Annotated in this window: 15 protein-coding genes and 2 tRNA genes; 8 read left to right on the forward strand and 9 right to left on the reverse strand. The window is 73.1% G+C overall.

Features of this window, described 5'->3' with window-relative positions; all coding sequences use genetic code 11:
- The first annotated feature begins 2 nt into the window (after positions 1 to 2).
- The 4 genes from ACFVXJ_RS17760 to ACFVXJ_RS17775 all read left to right on the forward strand — a co-directional run bounded on the left by ACFVXJ_RS17760 (position 3) and on the right by ACFVXJ_RS17775 (position 3162).
- Positions 3 to 608 (forward strand): lytic polysaccharide monooxygenase, encoded by a 606-nt coding sequence (locus tag ACFVXJ_RS17760; RefSeq protein ID WP_389662627.1) that lies wholly within the window; start codon positions 3 to 5, stop codon positions 606 to 608.
- Positions 609 to 634: 26 nt separating this feature from the next.
- On the forward strand, positions 635 to 2305 hold the full coding sequence (locus tag ACFVXJ_RS17765; protein ID WP_389662628.1) for an AMP-binding protein: 1671 nt from the start codon (positions 635 to 637) through the stop codon (positions 2303 to 2305).
- Between the two features lie 46 nt (positions 2306 to 2351).
- Entirely contained in the window at positions 2352 to 3014 is a 663-nt protein-coding gene (locus ACFVXJ_RS17770) for a hypothetical protein (protein ID WP_389662629.1), read from the forward strand.
- A 74-nt stretch (positions 3015 to 3088) separates the two neighbouring features.
- A tRNA-Lys gene (locus tag ACFVXJ_RS17775) sits at positions 3089 to 3162 on the forward strand.
- Positions 3163 to 3249: 87 nt separating this feature from the next.
- Here ACFVXJ_RS17775 and ACFVXJ_RS17780 read toward each other — a convergent pair.
- Positions 3250 to 4008: an IclR family transcriptional regulator gene (locus tag ACFVXJ_RS17780; RefSeq protein WP_389662630.1), complete on the reverse strand. Its 759-nt coding sequence runs from the start codon at positions 4006 to 4008 to the stop codon at positions 3250 to 3252.
- A gap of 238 nt (positions 4009 to 4246) precedes the next feature.
- Here ACFVXJ_RS17780 and ACFVXJ_RS17785 point away from each other — a divergent pair, with 238 nt between their 5' ends.
- Positions 4247 to 5449 (forward strand): LLM class flavin-dependent oxidoreductase, encoded by a 1203-nt coding sequence (locus ACFVXJ_RS17785; protein ID WP_389662632.1) that lies wholly within the window; start codon positions 4247 to 4249, stop codon positions 5447 to 5449.
- Between the two features lie 254 nt (positions 5450 to 5703).
- Positions 5704 to 7431, forward strand: a complete 1728-nt coding sequence (locus tag ACFVXJ_RS17790; protein ID WP_389662634.1) for a glycosyl hydrolase family 18 protein — start codon at positions 5704 to 5706, stop codon at positions 7429 to 7431.
- Between the two features lie 74 nt (positions 7432 to 7505).
- Here ACFVXJ_RS17790 and ACFVXJ_RS17795 read toward each other — a convergent pair whose 3' ends face one another.
- Complete coding sequence (locus tag ACFVXJ_RS17795) at positions 7506 to 9287, reverse strand: putative bifunctional diguanylate cyclase/phosphodiesterase (protein ID WP_389662636.1); 1782 nt, start codon at positions 9285 to 9287, stop codon at positions 7506 to 7508.
- 450 nt (positions 9288 to 9737) lie between these two features.
- Here ACFVXJ_RS17795 and ACFVXJ_RS17800 point away from each other — a divergent pair, with 450 nt between their 5' ends.
- Positions 9738 to 10976 (forward strand): M6 family metalloprotease domain-containing protein, encoded by a 1239-nt coding sequence (locus ACFVXJ_RS17800; protein WP_389662637.1) that lies wholly within the window; start codon positions 9738 to 9740, stop codon positions 10974 to 10976.
- 68 nt (positions 10977 to 11044) lie between these two features.
- On the opposite strand, the gene ACFVXJ_RS17805 is transcribed toward ACFVXJ_RS17800, so the two are convergent.
- The 4 genes from ACFVXJ_RS17805 to ACFVXJ_RS17820 form a co-directional block, all read right to left on the reverse strand.
- Positions 11045 to 11118 (reverse strand) — tRNA-Lys (locus ACFVXJ_RS17805).
- Entirely contained in the window at positions 11109 to 11684 is a 576-nt protein-coding gene (locus ACFVXJ_RS17810; RefSeq protein WP_389662638.1) for a bifunctional DNA primase/polymerase, read from the reverse strand. The genes ACFVXJ_RS17805 and ACFVXJ_RS17810 overlap by 10 nt, the downstream gene beginning before the upstream one ends.
- A 142-nt stretch (positions 11685 to 11826) precedes the next feature.
- The gene (locus ACFVXJ_RS17815) at positions 11827 to 12174 is read right to left on the reverse strand and encodes a hypothetical protein (RefSeq protein ID WP_361311316.1); all 348 of its coding nucleotides are present in this window, start codon (positions 12172 to 12174) and stop codon (positions 11827 to 11829) included.
- Positions 12175 to 12275: 101 nt separating this feature from the next.
- Positions 12276 to 12845 (reverse strand): NADPH-dependent FMN reductase, encoded by a 570-nt coding sequence (locus tag ACFVXJ_RS17820; protein ID WP_389662639.1) that lies wholly within the window; start codon positions 12843 to 12845, stop codon positions 12276 to 12278.
- 138 nt (positions 12846 to 12983) lie between these two features.
- On the opposite strand from ACFVXJ_RS17820, the gene ACFVXJ_RS17825 reads away from it, so the two are divergent.
- The gene (locus tag ACFVXJ_RS17825) at positions 12984 to 13484 is read left to right on the forward strand and encodes a MarR family winged helix-turn-helix transcriptional regulator (protein WP_389662641.1); all 501 of its coding nucleotides are present in this window, start codon (positions 12984 to 12986) and stop codon (positions 13482 to 13484) included.
- Positions 13485 to 13507: 23 nt separating this feature from the next.
- Here the strand turns inward: ACFVXJ_RS17825 and ACFVXJ_RS17830 are convergent, their stop codons facing one another.
- The 3 genes from ACFVXJ_RS17830 to ACFVXJ_RS17840 are packed head-to-tail and all read right to left on the reverse strand — an operon-like array spanning position 13508 to position 17609.
- The gene (locus ACFVXJ_RS17830) at positions 13508 to 14839 is read right to left on the reverse strand and encodes an AAA domain-containing protein (protein WP_389662642.1); all 1332 of its coding nucleotides are present in this window, start codon (positions 14837 to 14839) and stop codon (positions 13508 to 13510) included.
- Positions 14836 to 16431, reverse strand: a complete 1596-nt coding sequence (locus tag ACFVXJ_RS17835) for a hypothetical protein (RefSeq protein WP_389662643.1) — start codon at positions 16429 to 16431, stop codon at positions 14836 to 14838. Before ACFVXJ_RS17835 ends, ACFVXJ_RS17830 begins: the two co-directional genes overlap by 4 nt.
- Positions 16419 to 17609: a hypothetical protein gene (locus ACFVXJ_RS17840; protein WP_389662645.1), complete on the reverse strand. Its 1191-nt coding sequence runs from the start codon at positions 17607 to 17609 to the stop codon at positions 16419 to 16421. Before ACFVXJ_RS17840 ends, ACFVXJ_RS17835 begins: the two co-directional genes overlap by 13 nt.
- Positions 17610 to 17722 lie beyond the last annotated feature (113 nt).

Here is a 17722-nt window from a genome sequence, read left to right on the forward strand (position 1 = left end):
TCATGCGTCTCCTCCGCATGCCCAAACGGTCCGCCGTCGCGCTCAGCCTCGGCATCCTGGCCACCGTCACCTTCGCCGGCGCCCCCACCGCCAGCGGCCACGGCTACACCGACACCCCGATCAGCCGCCAGAAGCTCTGCGCCGACAAGGCCGTTCCCGACTGCGGTCCCATCCAGTGGGAGCCGCAGAGCGTCGAGGGCTACAAGGGCTTCCCGGCCGCCGGCCCCGCCGACGGCCAGATCTGCTCCGGCGGCCACAGTGAGTTCGCCCAGCTCGACGACCCGCGCGGCGGCACCTGGCCCGCCACCAACGTGACCGCCGGCCAGAGCTACTCCTTCCGGTGGCAGTTCACCGCCAACCACTCCACCACCGACTTCAAGTACTACGTCACGAAGAACGGCTGGGACCCGAAGAAGCCCCTCACCCGGGCCTCCCTCGACCCCCAGCCCTTCCTCACGGTCGCCTACAACGGCGCCCGCCCCGCCATGACCACCGTCCACCAGGGCACCATGCCCAGCGGGAAGACCGGCCGTCACATGATCCTCGCGGTCTGGACCGTGAACGACACCGCGATGGCCTTCTACGCCTGCTCCGACGTTCAATTCTGACGCTACGTCAGCTAACCTCCGGCGGCATGCGGACGACACCCGAAACCGTCGCGGAGCTCATAGCGCGCCAATGGGGCGACCACCGGCCCGGGCTGAAGTACGAGCACACCGTCCTCACCCACCACCAGTGCGCCCAGCAGGCCGCCGCGCGCGCCGCGCTGCTCGTCGACCTCCTGCCGCCGGGGGCCGAACCGCACATCGGGGTGCTGCTCGACAACACCCCCGAGTTCCCCTTCTGGCTCGGCGCGGCGGCCCTCGCGGGGGCCGCCGTCGCCGGGATCAACCCCACCCGGCGCGGCCCCGAGCTGGCCCGCGACATCCTGCACACCGACTGCCGCCTCCTGATCACCGAACCCGCGCACCTGCCGCTGCTGCGCGGCCTCGACCTGCCCGGCGTGCGCGTCCTGGTGACCGGCGGCGAGGAGTACGCCGACCTGCTCGCCCCCTATGCCGCCGCCACCCCGGGCGCAGCGCGTCTCGGCGGCGGCCCGGGCGCAGACTCCCGCCTCCTCCTCTACTTCACCTCGGGCTCCACCGGCGCCCCGAAGGCGGCCGTGTGCGGCCAGGGCCGGCTGGCCGCCGCGGGCGCCTCGCTGGCCCGCACCTTCCACGTCACCCCGGACGACGTCCACTACGTCTGCATGCCCCTCTTCCACGGCAACGCCGTCATCGCCGACTGGCTGCCCGCCCTCGCGGGAGGCGCCTCGGTCGCGCTGCGCCGTCGCTTTTCGGCCACCGCGTTCCTGGACGACGTACGGGCCTACGGGGCGACGTACTTCACCTACGTCGGCCGGGCCGTCCAGTACCTCCTGGCCACCGAGCCGCGCCCCGACGACCGTGACCACACCCTGCGCCTGGGCTTCGGCACCGAGGCCGGCGCGGTCGACGCCGCCCGTTTCGCCGAGCGGTTCGGGGTCCGCCTCGTGGAGGGCTACGGGGCGACGGAGGGCGGCGCCTCCGTCCAGCGGACCCCCGACACCCCGACGGCCGCCCTGGGCCGGGCCGCACCCGGGGACGACCTCGCCGTCGTGGACCCGGAGACGGGCGAGGAGTGCCCGCCGGCCCGACTGGACGGCCGGGGCCGCCTGCTCAACGGGGAGGAGGCCATAGGCGAACTCGTCAACCGGGGCCGCAGCCTCTTCGAGGGGTACTGGCGCAACCCCGAGGCGGAGGCGGCCCGCACCCGTGAGGGCTGGTACTGGACCGGGGACCTCTTCTTCCGCGATCCCGAGGGCTTCCTCTACTTCGCCGGCCGCACCGACGACCGGCTGCGGGTCGACAGCGAGAACCTGGCGGCGGCGGTGATCGAGAACATCCTGTCCCGCTGGTCCGACGCCTCGGCGGTCGCCGTGTACGCGGTCCCGGACGAGGTCGCGGGGGACCAGGTGATGGCCGCCCTCGCGCTGCGCCGGGGTGCGGCCTTCGACCCGGACGCCTTCACGGCGTTCCTCGCGGCCCAGCCCGACCTCGGTACGAAGATGGCCCCCCGCTACGTCCGTGTCCTCGACGCACTGCCCGTCACGGCCACCAACAAGATCCACCGGGTCGCCCTGCGCCGGGCCGGCTTCCTCGTCCCCGAACCGGTCTGGTGGCGCGCGCCGGGCTCCGCCGGCTACCGACCTCTGGACGGCGGCGCCCTGCACGGGCTGCTGGCGACGTACGAGGCCCAGGGCCGCCGGCACCTCCTGGCCGGCTGAGGCAACCGGCCGGGGCGGTCGCCCGTCTCACAACGGGGGGTGTGCCATGAACGGGAAGACGACGGCGGCCGTCGGCCGGTCGGTGGCGGTCGGGGCGCTGTGCGCGCTGCTGGCCGCCTGCGGGACGCACGTCGCGGGCCGGTCGGCCGCCCCACCCCCCGGCGTACCGGCCCCGCCGACCTGCGCGCCCAACCTCCCGACCGAGGAGGAGACGGGCGGTGTCCCGAACCTCCCGACCGAGGAGGAGACCGGCGGCGCCCCGAACCTCCCCACGGAAGAGGAGACGGGCGGTGCGCCGAACCTCCCCACCGAGGAGGACACGGGTCCGCCGAACCCGCCGACCGACCAGGACGACGGGGTCCCCGGGCCGCCCACCGACGGCGAGCCCACCGACAGCGAGCGGCCCTGCCAGGTGGTCGACGGCTGGTACGACATGACCCGCGACTTCAACGACTACTACGCGCGCCACCGCACGGACGAGGACACCTTCATGCCGGCGGGCAGCGTCACGCGGGTGCGCATCCGCAAGGCGGCCGGCACCAATGAGGCGTGGATCACGTTCTCCACCGGGGCGGTCGGCAAGGGCGAGGGGGAGGACGCCCGCCGGGTGGCCAGGGTCTTCGGCGCCTGGCGGCAGGAGGTCTTCGGCGACCGGGGCACGGTCGGGGTGCGCACGGAGCAGGACGTGAAGGTGACCACGTCCTGGTGATTCCCGGCCGTTGCCGGCGGTCCCGGTATTGGTTTTGAGCACCCTCGGGGACCAGGTAGTATTTTCTCTGTCAGGCGCCGCTAGCTCAGTTGGTTAGAGCAGCTGACTCTTAATCAGCGGGTCCGGGGTTCGAGTCCCTGGCGGCGCACCTGTACTTCGGGCGGTCACCGGTTCACCGGTGACCGCCCGAAGTGTTTTCCGGCCTCGATCTCACATCCCCCTGGCCCATCCGTTCTCACAGCGTGAGCGACAGCAGCAGCGGCGCGGCCTTCCGGTTCAGCGCGTCCGCCGCGGCCCGCAGTCGGTGGGCGTGCTCGACCGGCATCGACAGGGCCAGGCAGCCGACGGAGGCCCCGGCGGTGATCGGGACGGCCGCGCAGACCGTGCCGACGGCGTACTCCTGGAGGTCGAGCACCGGGACGGTGGCCGGCTGGCTGTCGAGCTTCGAGAACAGGATCCGCTCGTTCACGATGGTCTTCGAGGTGAGCCGGGCGATCTTGTGCCGGGCCAGGTGGTCCCGACGCCCGTTCTGGTCGAGCTGGGTGAGCAGGCACTTGCCGACGGCGCTGGCGTGCGCGGCGGAGCGGAAGTCGACCCACTCGTGCACCTTCGGGGTGCGCGGGCTGTCCGCGAACTGGGTGATGCGGACCTCGCCGTCCACGTACCGGCTGATGTAGACGGCCGCGCCGACCGAGTCGCGCAGCCGGTCCAGGGTCTCCTGGAGCTTCTCCTGCAGCGCCTGCTTCCGGTCCGTCCCCGAGCCGAGCAGGACCAGTGAGTCCCCTATGGCGTAGGCGCCGTCGGACACCTGTAGGACGTAGCCCTCCCGGCGCAGCATGAGGAGCATCGGCGCGAGATGGGCCGCGGGCAGGCCGGTCTCACGCGCGATCTGTGCGTCCGTCACGCCACCGGTGTGGCGCGCGATCGTTTCGAGTACGCGAAGGGCGTACTGCACCGAATGGAACGGCGCGGTCGGCTCGGGCTTCAGCGCCACGGTTTCCCCCTACCAGGTTGTTACCGCTTGCCCTACCACGATAGCCATCAAGAGGCCCATCCGGAGCGCCTGTTGATGAGATTGATGGCTCAATCAAGTCGCTTCTTCAGCAGGTATCCGGCTGGCATATGCCAAAGGCAAGATCATCATGACGGTCTGCCGGGAATGCCCGGCCTTCACCCACGGTTCGACTTCTTCGTATGGACGTGAAGGAGAGCGGCATGGGACGGGAGCGACGATGAGTGACGCCGGGGACGCCAGGGACAGCCGGGCGGGCACGGACGCGACAGCGGACCCGAACACGAGTACGGGGGTGGTGTCGGGCGCACGCGCGGGCGCGGGCGGCGAAACCGGCGCGCTCGCGGCGGACCCGATCCGGGGCGTCGCACGGGGCCGGGCGCCGATCCCGCTCTCGGTGCTGGACCTCGTCACGGTCGGGGCGGGCAGCACCGCCCACGAGTCGCTGCGCACCAGCGTGGCGATCTCCCGGCTGGCGGAGTCGCGCGGCTACCACCGCCACTGGGTCGCCGAGCACCACTCCATGCCCGGCGTGGCCAGCTCCTCCCCGGCGGTGATCCTGGCCCACCTCGCCGCGCACACCTCCCGCATCCGGCTCGGCTCGGGCGGTGTGATGCTGCCCAACCACGCCCCACTGGCCGTGGCCGAGCAGTTCGGCACCCTGGAGGCGTTCGCCCCGGGCCGGATCGACCTCGGCCTCGGCCGCGCCCCCGGGACCGACCCCGGCACGGCGGCCGCGCTGCGCGGGCCCGGGCGGGCGGAAGAGGCGCACGACGAGTTCCCGCGCCGCCTCGGCGAACTCGTCCGCTTCCTCGACGACAGCTTCCCCGACGGGCACCCGTACGCCCGGGTGCACGCCGTGCCCGGGCCGGTGCAGGGTCCGACCGGGCGCCCCCCGGTGTGGCTGCTCGGTTCCTCCGGGTTCAGCGCCCGCCTCGCCGGCGAACTGGGCCTGCCCTTCGCGTACGCCCACCACTTCTCGGCGGCCGGCACCCTGCCCGCACTCGACCTGTACCGCCAGAGCTTCCGCCCCTCGGCGGTGCTGGACGCCCCGTACGCCGTCATCGGGGTCTCGGCGCTGGCCGCCGACACCGAGGAGGAGGCGCGGGCCCAGGTGCGCACGGGCGCGCTCTCGATGCTCCGACTGCGCTCCGGCCAGCCCGGGCTCGTCCCGACGCCCGAGGAGGCGGCCGCGTACCCCTTTTCGCCGGCGGAGCGGGAGTTCGTCGACGGCTGGACGGCGAACATCGTCCACGGCACGGCCGAGGAGGTCCGTTCCGGGCTCGACGCGCTGGTCGCGCGGACCGGGGCGGACGAGCTGATGCTGACGGCCAACGCCCATGGCGGGGCGGCCCGATTGCGTTCCTACGCGCTCGTAGCAGATGCGTACGGGATGCCGGTGGAGGGCTCGCTTCCGGCTTGAGCGAAGGAGAACGGGGTTCGGCTGGTTCGTTGCGGAAACCTTGCCGGAGTGTGGCTTAGGGGAGGCTTAAACCGCTCGTCACCAGGTGTGGCGGGCGGTTTCTGATGTGCGCTCAGGCCTCTGACGAGCGGATTTGATCGCCGAGTGGTCTAGTCCTTCTTTGGTCCAAACCATTGACGGCGGCGCGGAGTGATCGCTATCACTTCTCTCACCCGAAGCTGACGAATCCCCTCCCACCCCCACGGAGTCAGTTCATGCACATCCGTAAACCCCTCCTCGCGGCCGCCGCCACGGCCGCGCTGGCAGCCGGAGCGCTGGCCACCTTCGCGGGACTCGGCACCGCACAGGCCGCGGGCACCACCGGCGGCGCCCCCGCGGCGGCCGCGGCGGCCGCGGGCAACGTCAAGATCGCCTACTACGACCAGTGGAGCGTGTACGGGAACGCGTTCTACCCCAAGCAGCTCGACACCCGCGGCATAGCGGGGAAGCTGGACGTCATCAACTACTCGTTCGGCAACATCCACCCCACCGACCTCACCTGTTTCGAGGCCAACAAGGCCGCGGGCGACGACAACAACGCCAGTGCCGGTGATGGGGCGGGCGACTCCTACGCCGATTACCAGAAGTCGTTCGGCGCGGCGGACAGCGTCAGCGGGGTCGCCGACAAGTGGGACCAGCCGATCGTGGGTGTCTTCAACCAGTTCAAGCAGCTCAAGGCGAAGTACCCGAACCTCAAGATCAACATCTCGATCGGCGGGTGGACGTACTCGAAGTACTTCAGCGACGCGGCCAAGACCGACGCCTCCCGCAAGAAGCTCGTCTCCTCCTGCATCGACCAGTACATCAAGGGCAACCTGCCCGTCGAGGGCGGCTACGGCGGCCCGGGCAGCGCGGCCGGGATCTTCGACGGCATCGACATCGACTGGGAGTACCCCGGCTCGGCGGGCGGCCACCTCGGCAATCACTACGCCCCCGAGGACAAGCAGAACTTCACCCTGCTGCTCAAGGAGTTCCGCACCCAGCTCGACGCCTACGGAGCGGCCAACGGCGGCAAGAAGTACCTGCTCACCTCGGCGCTCCCGGCCGGCCAGGACAAGATCAAGTACATCGAGACGGACAAGATCGGCGCGTACCTCGACTACGCGAACATCATGACCTACGACATGCACGGCGCCTGGGACGGCGACGGGCCGACGTACCACCAGTCGCCGCTCTACCCCTCGGCGGCCGACCCGACCGACCCGATCGCGCCCGGCACCGAGAAGTACAGCATCAAGAACGCCATCGACTCCTGGCTCGACGGCAACCCGGCCTACGGCATCACGGGCGGCTTCCCGGCCGCCAAGCTGACCTTGGGCTACGAGTTCTACTACCGCGGCTGGAAGGGCGTCCCCGCCGGGACCACCAACGGCCTCGCCCAGCCGGCGACCGGCCCGTCCGCCGCCCGGCCCACCAGCCAGCAGGCCGGCATCGCCGACTACAAGGAACTCGGCGGCATCGTCGACAACCCGGCGACCACCTTCTGGGACGACCAGGCGAAGGCGTCGTACTTCTACAAGGACGGCGAGTTCTTCACCGGCCTGAACCAGAAGTCCGTGCAGGCCCGGGTCGACTACGGCAAGCAGCGCGGGCTGGCCGGCGCGATGATGTACTCCCTGCTCGGCCTGGACGACAAGGCCACGCTGCTGAACCAGATCTCCACCGCCCTCGGCGGCCCCACCCAGCCCCCGGCCACCCCGACCCCGACCCCGACCGCGACCCCCACGCCGACCTCCACGCCCGGTCCCACGGCGACCCCGACCCCCACCGCCACGCCCACCACGGGCTGCGCCGCCCCCGCCTACGTCGCGGGCACGGTCTACACCGGCGGCAGCGAGGTCTCCCACAAGGGCCACAAGTGGAAGGCCCAGTGGTGGACGCAGAACGAGGAGCCCGGCACCACCGGTGAATGGGGTGTCTGGAAGGACCTCGGCGCCTGCTGATCGCCCCCCACCCCGCGCCGAGCGACCCTCCGCCCCGCACCCCGTCCAGGGGTGCGGGGCGGAGGTGTGCGCGCTCAGCCGTCCTGCGCCGGCGGGCGGGTACCGATCATCTCCGCGATGCGCTCGGGGGCCACCGCGCGGGAGTAGAGCCAGCCCTGGCCCGTGTCACAGCCGACGCGGCGCAGCCGGGCCGCCTGACCGGCCGTCTCCACGCACTCCGCCGTCACCGTCAGGCCGAGCCGGTGGGCCAGCTGGACCAGGGCCTCCACGATGGTCTCGTCGGCCGGGTTGGGGTGGGCGCCCTCGTCGTAGCGGAAGCCGCGCACGAACGAGCCGTCCAGCTTGAGCACCGACACCGGCAGCCGGCTGAGGTAGGCGAGGTTGGAGTACCCGGTGCCGAAGTCGTCGATGGCGATCCGCACGCCCATGTCGCTCAGTGCCTGGAGCGCCTGCAGCGGCCGGCCCGCCGAACCCATGACCGCCGACTCCGTCAGCTCCAGTTGGAGCAACTGCGGCGCGAGCCCGGTCTCGGCGAGGATCTCCGCGACGTCCCCCACCAGGTCCGAGTCCCAGACCTGCCGCACGGCCACGTTCACCGACACGAACACCGGCGAGTCGCTGGGCTGCTCGATCTGCCAGCGCCGGGCCTGCCGGCAGGCTGTCCGCAGTACCCACTGACCCAACTGGACGATCGAACCGTCCTCTTCCGCAATTCCGATGAACCGATTCGGCGTCAACGTCCCGAACTGCGGGTGGTTCCAGCGCACCAGCGCCTCCACCCCGCGCACCGCGCCGCTCTCCAGGTCCACCAGCGGCTGGTACTCCAGCTCGAACTCGCCCCGCTCCACGGCCGGCCGCAGCGTGGACGAGAGCGCCTGCCGGGTCATCCGGTGCGCGTTGCGCTCGGGGTCGAACAGGGTCCAGCGGGCCTTGCCGTCGGCCTTCGCCCAGTACAGGGTCGTGTCCGCGGCCTGCATCAGACCGGTCGCCGAGGTCCCGGCGGCGGCGCGTTCCACCACGCCGATGGACGCCGACACCGACAGCCGCTGCCCGGCCAGGTCGAACGGCTCCTGGACGGCGGCCAGGACGCCGCGCGCCAGCTCCGCGAGCTGCTCGGTGCCGGTGGAGTCCTCCACCAGCAGGGCGAACTCGTCCCCGCCGAGCCGCGCCACGAGGTGGCCGCTGGTGCGCCCGTAGCCGGCCTGGTCGGCGCACTGGGTCAGCCGGGCCGCCACGGCGGTCAGCAGCCGGTCGCCGACCCGGTGGCCGAGGGTGTCGTTGACCGCCTTGAAGCCGTCGAGGTCCAGGTAGCACAGGCCGATCCGGCCCGTTCCGCCGTCCTCGTACGAGGCGGCCTCCAGGGCGGCGGAGAGCCGCTCGAAGAACAGCGCCCGGTTGGGCAGGCGGGTCACGGGGTCGTGCATCTGGAGGTGGCGCAGCCGGGCCTGGAGGTCGCGCCGGTCGCTGATGTCGGCAACGGACAGCAGGACGTCCCGGGTTCCGGGTACGGGCCCCAGCGTCACCTCCGTCCACAACGAGTGGCCGTCGGGGTGTTTGAGTCGGCGGGTGCAGCGCAGCCGCGCCTGACGGCCGCGCAGCACCTCCTGGTAGGCCTGCCAGGTACGGGCCTCCGCGGCCAGGTCGACCAGGTCCGCCGCGGCCCGCTCGACGAGTTCGTGCGGGGCGGAGCCCAGCAGTGCGGCCAGGGCCCGGTTGGCCGCGACGACGTAGCCCTCGCGGTCGACGACGGCCATCGCGAGGTGGGCCGCGTCGAAGGCGGCCCGGAAGTCGCGCGAGCCCGGCGCGGGCCGGGAGGGCGAGGTCAGCATCGACGGATCCTCCGGCTCGCTCGACATGCCCGGCAAGGCCGGCACTGCTGGGTGACGCTCCGTGACGGCCGATCGGATGCGGTCGGCCGCCGAACCGGGTCCCTCTGAGGTTCCGCTCACCGTTGGCTCCCGCAGTGCTCGTGAGTGTCCGTGCAGGAAAGTGTGCCGATCATAGAGGCTGCCGGACGGCCCTATCCAGCGGCGTCGCCGGTCGGAGGGGCGTACTTCGGTGGGATGACGGTGTGATGACGGTCCGTCTGCCCGATCACGGGCGATCGTTTCTGCGCGGCGGTGAGCGTGCGGAGTCCGCCGCTGATCTCCGGTGATCGGTCGTGACGTTCTGTAGACAGGGTCGTGAACTGTGGGGGTCACCGACTTGCCCCACCGCTCACTCATGTGGGGCACCGGAACAGGGCATAAGTAAGACAATCGCCTCAAGGTGGACGGAAGGGTACGAATCCACCACCGGAGGTCGATGTGCCGCCCCATCAGACACCCGGGGGAGTGGACCATCCCGGCATCCGAAGTGCCGCGGCGGTCCTCACCTCCATGGCGGCGGTCGCCGCCATGTCGCTCGTCGCCACCCCCACCGCCGCCGCCGCGTCCGGCGCCGGCCCCTGCGCCCTGACCCGCACGGCCGCGCACCACTCCCTCGGCCTGGACACCTGGAACCGTGCCTACCCCAAGCCGGTCCGCACCCTGAACGCGGTCATGGTCTTCCTCTCCTTCCCCGACCACCGCGCCACCGTCACCCCCGACGAGCTGACCGACGACTACTTCCCCGCCACCAGCAACTTCTTCGAGCGCGCCTCGTACGGACGGTTCCGCCTGGTCCCGCACCCGCAGAAGCGGTGGATCGCGATGCCCAAGCCGTCCACGGCGTACGGGATGCAGCGCGACTGGGCGCCGGAGGCCCGGGCCGCCTACCTGCGGGACGCGGTCGCGGCGGCCGACCCCGCGGTGGACTTCAGCCGGTACGACATCGTGTACTTCGTCGCCGACCCCAACGCGCCCGGAGTGGACTCGGACGCCACCAAGGTCGTCAACTTCGATCGGCCCCTCATCGCCGACGGTACCGAGCTGAGGCGGATCGTGACCGTCTTCGAGCGGCATCCGCCGGACCGCAACGTCCTGGCGCACGAGACGGGGCACGTCTTCGACCTGCCCGACCTCTACCACCGGCCCACGGACGGCAAGGGCGACTGGGACACCTACGTCGGGGACTGGGACGTCATGGGCAGCCAGTTCGGCATGGCCCCGGACCTGTTCGCCTGGCACAAGTGGAAGCTGGGCTGGCTCGACGCCTCCCAGGTGGACTGCGTACCGTCCGGCACCTCCCTGCACACCCTCCAACCGATCGCCGAGGGCGTCCCGAGGGGCGGCTCCGGCGGCACCCGGCTCGCGGTGGTCCGCACCGGACCGGGCAGCGCCATCGCCATCGAGGCCCGCGGGTCGGCCGGCAACGACGGGGACACCTGCACCGAGGGAGTCCTCGTCTACCGCGTCCGCAACGAGGCGGCCTCCGGCGGCGGCCCGATCGAGGTGCTGGACGGCCACCCGCGCACGGAGGCGTGCTGGGACCGCTCGGTCTACCCGCCGCTGGCGGACGCCCCGCTGGAGGTCGGGGAGGCGTTCACGGTGCCCGGGGAGCGCATCCGGATCGAGGTGGCGGACCGCACCCCCTCGGGCGCGTACACGGTCAAGATCACGACGTAGCGGTCCGGGCGCCGGAACCCGGGCACACGAAAGAGGCCCCCACTCGCGTGGGGGCCTCTTTCCGTCTGTGCGCCGCCAGGGACTCGAACCCCGGACCCGCTGATTAAGAGTCAGCTGCTCTAACCAACTGAGCTAGCGGCGCCTGCTGACGTCGTAGACATTAGCATCCCGATCGGCGGAACGAAAAATCGATACCTGCAGGCGGGCGGCGTGCAGGAACGCCCAGAGCAGGGCGTCCGGCCCGGGCAGCCAAGGCCGCCGGGAGTCCGGGGCCACCAGCCAGCGCGAGGGTCCGGGCGTCGCGACGAGGGGCGGCACGGTGACGGCATCGCCGGGGCCGTGGCAGATCGGGGCCGCCGCGTTCGGGCTCCATTCCTCCCACGCGAGCAGGGCGGGCAGCCGCTGCGCGGTGCCCGGCGCGGTGAAGAGCAGGATCCGGCCGCGGTGCACGGCGGCCGGCCCGCAGCCGGGGCCCTCGGCCCAGAGCAGGTCGAGCATCCGCCGGCCGAGCACGAGCGGAACGTTGACGACGTCGAACGCGGTCCCGCAGGGCAGCACCGCCGGAGCGGTGGGCCGCTCCTCCCAGGCCGCGAGGGCGCCGCGCGGGTGGGTGCACGCGGAGGCGAGCCAGGAGGCGCCCTCGTGGGTGACCTGGGTGGCGGGGGCGGGGCGGACGTCGAGGGCGGGGCAGCCGGTCAAGGTCGTCATGCCCCAGGTCTACCGCCCGTAGTGAGGCAACTCCCCGGAGTTACCGAATTCCGGGACAACGCGGGGGGACCGGGAGTATGGTGCGCCCCGCATATGCCACGGGCCCGCGTGCGCGGCCCGCACACGGCCGCCCCGCCCCGGGCTACGCGTCCTCCGCCCCGCCGCCGCGCAGCAGGCTCTCGCCGAACTCGATCATCTTGACCGCGTAGTCCTCGGTCCACTCCGCCTGTTCGGCGATCGCGGAGGCGGGCAGCCGGTCGAACCGGCGGCGGTCCGCGAGCTGCGCCGCCGCCAGCGCCTGGAACTCGACGGCCCGGTCCTGCGCCGCCCGGAAGGCCAGGGTCAGCTCGGTGGCGCGGGCCAGCAGCTCCCGCGGGTCCTCTATCGACTCCAGGTCGAAGAAGTGCTCGGGGTCCGAGGCCGCCTCCGAGGGCTCGAAGAGCAGCGGCGCGGGCCGCAGCCTCCGCTCGGTCCGCTCGGGCTCTGCCATGCCTGTCCTCCTGGGTGCTGCGCGCGAATGCTCCGGGCCACCCTCCATTGTCCAACGCCCCGCAAGGGCGCACGCCCGCTCGCGCGCGCCCGGGGGAAGGGTTAGGCGGACACGCCCTCGGCCGCGCGCTCGGACGCCAGCGCCGCGACCTCGTCCAACTGGGCCGCCAGCTCGTCGGCCAGGCCCTCGGGGGCCTGGAAGCCGTCCGGGCCGACCAGCGCGTTGATGCCGGCGACGGCGACCCGGCGCTCGGTGGGGAGCATGCCGAGGCGGGTCAGGACCGGCAGCAGCATCTCGGCGGCCGGGGCGCCGCCGGTGGGGCCCGCGCTGTAGCTGAGCAGGGCGACCGGCTTGCCGGCCCACTCCTTGTAGAGGAAGTCGATGGCGTTCTTGAAGGGCGCGGTGAAGGCGCCGTTGTACATGGGCAGGACGAAGACGAACGCGTCGGCGGAGTCGACCAGGGCGCTCCACTCCAGGGTGTGCGGGTTGGCGTAGACGCCGCTGGAGGCGTACTCGGGCTCGTCGAGGAAGGGCAGGGCGATCTCGGCGAGGTCGACGGAGGTGACGTCGAAGCCGCCGTGGGCGCGGGCTTGCTCGCTGACCCAGGCGGCGAGCGGGCGGCCCGAGGAGGTGGGACGGGTGGCGGCGGAGATGACGTGCAGGCGGGTCATGGGTATGAACTCCCGTGAGGCGTCGGTGAACTGATGAGGCAACAGTCTGTTGATTGATGTGTCACCAAGGAAAGTCACCGTTGCGTGATATGTCAACTAGGTAGGTGACGTATCACCAACCTGTTTAGAGTGGACCCCATGGCCGAACCCCCGGAGCCCGCGCCGCGTTGGCTCACCGAGTCCGAGCAGCAGGCGTGGTACGCGTGGCGGCGGATGTTCCCCCTCGTCGACGCGGACATCGCGCGCGACCTGACGCGGGACAGCGGGCTCTCGGAGGCGGACTACGACGTGCTGTCGGTGCTCGGCTCGACCGAGGGCCACCGCATGCGGATCAGTGTGCTCGCGCACCTGATGCAGTGGTCCCGCAGCCGGCTCTCCCACCAGCTCACCCGCATGGAACAGCGCGGCCTGGTCCGCCGCGAGGACGTGGCGACGGACGCCCGCGGCGCGGAGGTCGTCCTGACCGCCTCCGGCACCGGGGCGATCCACACGGCCGCCCCCCTGCACGTGGAGTCGGTCCGCCGCCACCTGATCGACCTCCTCACCCCGGAGCAGCTACGCGTCCTGGCGGAGGTCGGCGAGGTGTTCCGCACCCGCAGGGGCATCACCCGCAAGGGGTCGCCGCCGCGCGCGGAGTGACGCGCGACGGCGAGGGCGAGGCGTTACGGGCGCCAGGGGATGCGGTGGTCGGACCAGAAGTCCCAGGTGGCCATCATCGCCTCCCACCCGTCCGGGAACTTCACCGTGACGCCCAGCTGGACCGGTTCCGTCGACGGGTGGTCGTCCAGGAGGGACGCGACGCCCGCGCGGGCCACGATCACGCAGGCGTGCCGGTGGCGGGAGGCCAGCACGCACAGCCGGCCCGTCTCCAGGTGGAAGGCCGTGGCGTCGGGGCGGCCCGAGAGGGGGTGGAGGACGACCGTGAGGTCGTACTCGCGGCCCTGGAGCCGGTTCGCGGTGTCCACGGTGACGCCGTTGACGCCCAGGCCGGCCAGCGCCGCGCGGACCGCGGCCGCCTGGTCGCGGTGCGCGGTGCCCACGGCGATCCGGTCCGGGGTGAGCGGGGTCGGACCGCCGGGGTGCTCGTCCTGCGTCACCGCCCCCCGGTCCAACGCCCGACGGACCACCAGCGCCACCGCCGCGACCGCCTCCGGATCGGTGCGCGGGGTATGCCGCTCGGGCAGCTCCAGCAGGCCCCACCCCGACGCGGCGGCCTCGTCCAGCACCCGGTCCGGGCCCGACCCGTCGGATGCGACCCCGTACGACAGCCGCCGCTCGCCCGGACCCGTACCGCTGCGGAACCGGCTGTACGGGTAGAAGGCCCGCGAGACCAGCGGCGCCGCCGACGCCGGGAGCCGCCACGACACCGGCAGCCGGTGCTGCGGCAGGTGCGGGTTGTGCGCCAGCAGGGTGGACACCGCCGAGGCCGAAGGATCGTAGGACAGCCCCGCCCACTGTTCGGCGCCGACCACGCTGAACGGGTCCAACTGCCCCGGGTCGCCCACGAACAACGCCCGCTCGAACAGCCCCGCCACGGCCAACAGCGCGTCCGAGCGCATCTGGTACGCCTCGTCCACGATGGCGTGCTCCCACGGCTCGGCGTCCTTCACGTACGCCCACTTCGCCGCCGTCGACACGGTGATCGGCAGCTCCGCGAGGTCACCGGGCTTCGCCGAGAGGGTGACCGACGGCAGTTCGCGCAGCGCCGGGTCGTAGGCGTCGCCCTCGCTGCTGTGCAGCCGGCCGACCTTGAGCTCGGGGTCCTTGTCGTGCAGCCGCAACACCAGGTCGTCCACCTGGGCGTTGGTCTGCGCGACCACCATCAGCCGGCGCCCGGCGGCGGCCAGTTCGCGCGCGGCCCGCACCACCAGCGTGGACTTCCCGGCCCCGGGCGGGGAGTCGACGACCACACCCCGCTCGGTGCCGTGGAGGGTGTCGTGCAGGATGGCGGCGGTCGCCCGGGCGGCCGCCGCCCCCGGGTCGAAGGCGGTCAAAGGATGTCTCCGTCGGTGACGGGGTCGGGGAGGGGGAGCGTGGCGGTCGCCGACCCGGGCGGGCCGCCGTGGGTCCACGGGGTCCGCTCCGGATCGGGCAGCTTCGGGCCGCCGCGCGCATCGTGCTCGAACAGCGTCCAGCAGAGTCGGTCGCCCTTCTCCGGCACCGTGCCCGGTGCCGGTTCCCGGCCCGAGCCCATCTTGTCGAGCAGGCGCAGCACGATCCCCCCGGTCTCGTCGAAGCGGACGAACTCGGCGGCCTGCGGGCGCCCGTCCAGCGAACGGAACACCTTCACACCGCTCCCGTCGGTCAGTTGCGGCCGGTCCTCGGTGACCACGGTGACCAGCGGTCTCGGGCGCGGGCGCGCCGACTGCGTCCACTCCATGGTCACTTCGGTCACCTCGCCGGCGAACGCCTCGCCCGCGAGGCGGCGGCCGGCCATCACCAGGGGGTCGTCCAGCGCCTCCTGGGCGTCGAGCCGCACCTGCTCCGTCTCCCGCGTGGCCAGCTTCTGCGCCGCCGTCACCGCGTCGTCGCGGCGCGGCTGCGGCGGCTCGCCGGCCCGTACGCGGTCGCGGTGGCCGGTGTACGACCAGCGGTCGCGGGTCCACCGCTCCTCGGTCCGCTCCCCGGCGGGCAGGGCGCGCAGCAGGTCCAGGGAGCGCCACACGGCGTCCCAGGTGGGGCGCAACTGCGCGCCGACCAGCTCGCGCACCGCCCGCTCGGCCCGTTCGACGGCGCCCCGATCGGCCGCGGTCGCCTCGGCGCCCTCGGTACCCGCGGCGCGCGCCGCGTCGTAGCGGGCCATCGCCGGGGCCAGCAGCCTGTTGTCGAAGGCGGGGTCGGTGGCGGGCCCGGCGGGCGGGACCAGCAACTGCCCGTCCCGGTCGCGGGCCAGTTCCGCGCGCAGCGCGGCCTCCGCCCCGCTCTCCCCCTCGGGCGGGGCGATCCAGGCCAGCAGCGCCCCCAGGTGCTGGTCCTCGACGCTGCTCTGCCCGGTCGCCCAGTGCCGGGACAGCAGCTCGGTCGCGGACAGCAGCAGGGCGGAGCCGGGCACCCGCGAGCGTTCGGCGAGGTGGGTGAACCAGCGCCCCAGCAGCGGGACTTGGGTCGGTACCGGGTAGGGGTTCTCGGGGTCCTCCTCCGCGGTGCGCCGGAACCGCATCGACCGCCCGAGCAGCCGGACGTATTCCACGCCCGCCCGGCTCGGCACGATCAGCTGCGGCGCGTCCACGCACAGCTCGGTCTCCACCTTGACCCGCTTGCCGGTCTCCGGGTCGGTCTCGGTGCGCTCGGCCGGCTCGACGACGTCCGCGTACCCGTCGATGTACGGCATCACCTGCCGGGCCAGCTCCGCCAGGAACTCCCAGCGCAGGTCCCGGTCCCGCGGCTGCGGTATGACCAACAGGCACGGGTCGTCCCGGTCGGTGCCGACCAGCGCGCCGAGCGGCGCACCGGCCTCGCCGGAGGTGGTCAGCGGTACGAGGACCAGCGGGCGCTCGCTCAGGTGCCGGTGCCGTACGGTCGCCAGGGCCTCGGCCCGGCCCGAGCGGACCGCCTCCAGTCGCGCGAGGGTGTTCAGCAGGGGCATGCGGAGTCCTCCGGGTCCGGCGACGGGGTGCGGCCGGCCGCGAGTGCCAACGCCTCGGCGCGCAGCCGGGCGGCTCGGTGCAGCGCGGACGCGGTCGGGTCCTCGGCGGGCCCGGCACCTCCGGCGGCCGCCAGGGCCCCCTCGACGGTGGTCAGCCCGCCCAGCTCGGCGCGCAGGGACCGGCCGAGCGCGCCCACCTCGTCGGCGGCGCGGGCCCGCTGCCGGCAGTGGAAGGCCAGCTCGCAGGCGGCCAGGCATTCGGGGGCGTAGGAGGCGGGGACCGCCGAGACGGCCTCGGTGAGCTCCTCGACCGACCGGGCGGGATCGAAGCACAGGTGCTCGGGCAGCAGGGCGGCCAACTCCTCGACCCGGGTCAGCCGCTCCAACTGGCGCCGGGTGACGGCGCGCTCCCGGCGGACGTCGACCAGCGCGGCGGTCGGCAGGTTGGAGAAGTCCTTCGGGCACACCAGCACCACCTCGTGGCCCACGGTGGCCCCGGGCAGCTTCTCGGCGGTGCCCTCCAGGGCCAGGACGTACACGGCGGCCTGCCGGGCGGCGGCGCCGACCTTCGCCGGGTCGGCGCTCCCGTCGATCATCGGGAACGACTTGATCTCCACGACCGTCCAGCGGCCGTCGGGGTGCACCACGACGGCGTCCGGCTCCAGGTACGCGGGGGAGCCCGCCACCTCCAGGGCCAGCATCGGGTGGTCCAGCAGCGTCCAGGCGCCGGCGGCGGTCGCCTCGCGCAGCGCGAGCGCGGTGCGGGCGGCCCGGCCCTGGGGTCCGGCGGCGGTGAGGTCGGGGACGAGGGCGGCCGGGCCGGGCGGGCCGGGCGGCTCGGTTCCGGCGCCGAGGCGTTCGTACACCAGGCGCAGCAGCTCCGCCCCGCCGTCGCCCTTCACCTTGGCCTCGAAGGAGTTGCCCCGGATGATCGCGAACTGTGACTGGCCGAAGGCGGAGGGCGAGCCGAGGGCCGAGGCGAGGGCCGTCTTGTCCACGCCGGCGCCGTCGAGCAGGGCCCGTCTGCCGCAGCCCGGGTTGGCGGCGAGCGCGGCGAGCGCGCGGGCGTCGAGCGGGCGGGGCGGCACGGCCGGGCCGCGCAGGTCGGCGAGCCGCTGCCGCAGGGGGGTCTGCTGCGGTGTCGTCTGCGAAGGGACGCGGGGCGGGTAGGAGCTCACGGGCGGAAGTGTCCCATCCGCCACTGACAATCGTGGCCCTCCGGCCGAAATCCGGCTGCGTCGCTCGGGGAGGCGTGGCCGGTGGGGCGGACGCGGCGCGGTGCTCCGTCGTC

Origin of the sequence: Streptomyces sp. NPDC058279, assembly GCF_042881255.1 — a bacterium.
Lineage (GTDB): Bacteria > Actinomycetota > Actinomycetes > Streptomycetales > Streptomycetaceae > Streptomyces.

What these genes read in the sequence shown, in the direction of transcription:
- ACFVXJ_RS17760 (WP_389662627.1), top strand. Translation starts at nt 3, where the DNA reads ATGCGTCTCCTCCGCATGCCCAAACGGTCCGCCGTCGCGCTCAGCCTC.
- ACFVXJ_RS17765 (WP_389662628.1), top strand. Translation starts at nt 635, where the DNA reads ATGCGGACGACACCCGAAACCGTCGCGGAGCTCATAGCGCGCCAATGG.
- ACFVXJ_RS17770 (WP_389662629.1), top strand. Translation starts at nt 2,352, where the DNA reads ATGAACGGGAAGACGACGGCGGCCGTCGGCCGGTCGGTGGCGGTCGGG.
- ACFVXJ_RS17785 (WP_389662632.1), top strand. Translation starts at nt 4,247, where the DNA reads ATGAGTGACGCCGGGGACGCCAGGGACAGCCGGGCGGGCACGGACGCG.
- ACFVXJ_RS17790 (WP_389662634.1), top strand. Translation starts at nt 5,704, where the DNA reads ATGCACATCCGTAAACCCCTCCTCGCGGCCGCCGCCACGGCCGCGCTG.
- ACFVXJ_RS17795 (WP_389662636.1), bottom strand. Translation starts at nt 9,287, where the DNA reads ATGTCGAGCGAGCCGGAGGATCCGTCGATGCTGACCTCGCCCTCCCGG.
- ACFVXJ_RS17810 (WP_389662638.1), bottom strand. Translation starts at nt 11,684, where the DNA reads ATGACGACCTTGACCGGCTGCCCCGCCCTCGACGTCCGCCCCGCCCCC.
- ACFVXJ_RS17815 (WP_361311316.1), bottom strand. Translation starts at nt 12,174, where the DNA reads ATGGCAGAGCCCGAGCGGACCGAGCGGAGGCTGCGGCCCGCGCCGCTG.
- ACFVXJ_RS17820 (WP_389662639.1), bottom strand. Translation starts at nt 12,845, where the DNA reads ATGACCCGCCTGCACGTCATCTCCGCCGCCACCCGTCCCACCTCCTCG.
- ACFVXJ_RS17825 (WP_389662641.1), top strand. Translation starts at nt 12,984, where the DNA reads ATGGCCGAACCCCCGGAGCCCGCGCCGCGTTGGCTCACCGAGTCCGAG.
- ACFVXJ_RS17835 (WP_389662643.1), bottom strand. Translation starts at nt 16,431, where the DNA reads ATGCCCCTGCTGAACACCCTCGCGCGACTGGAGGCGGTCCGCTCGGGC.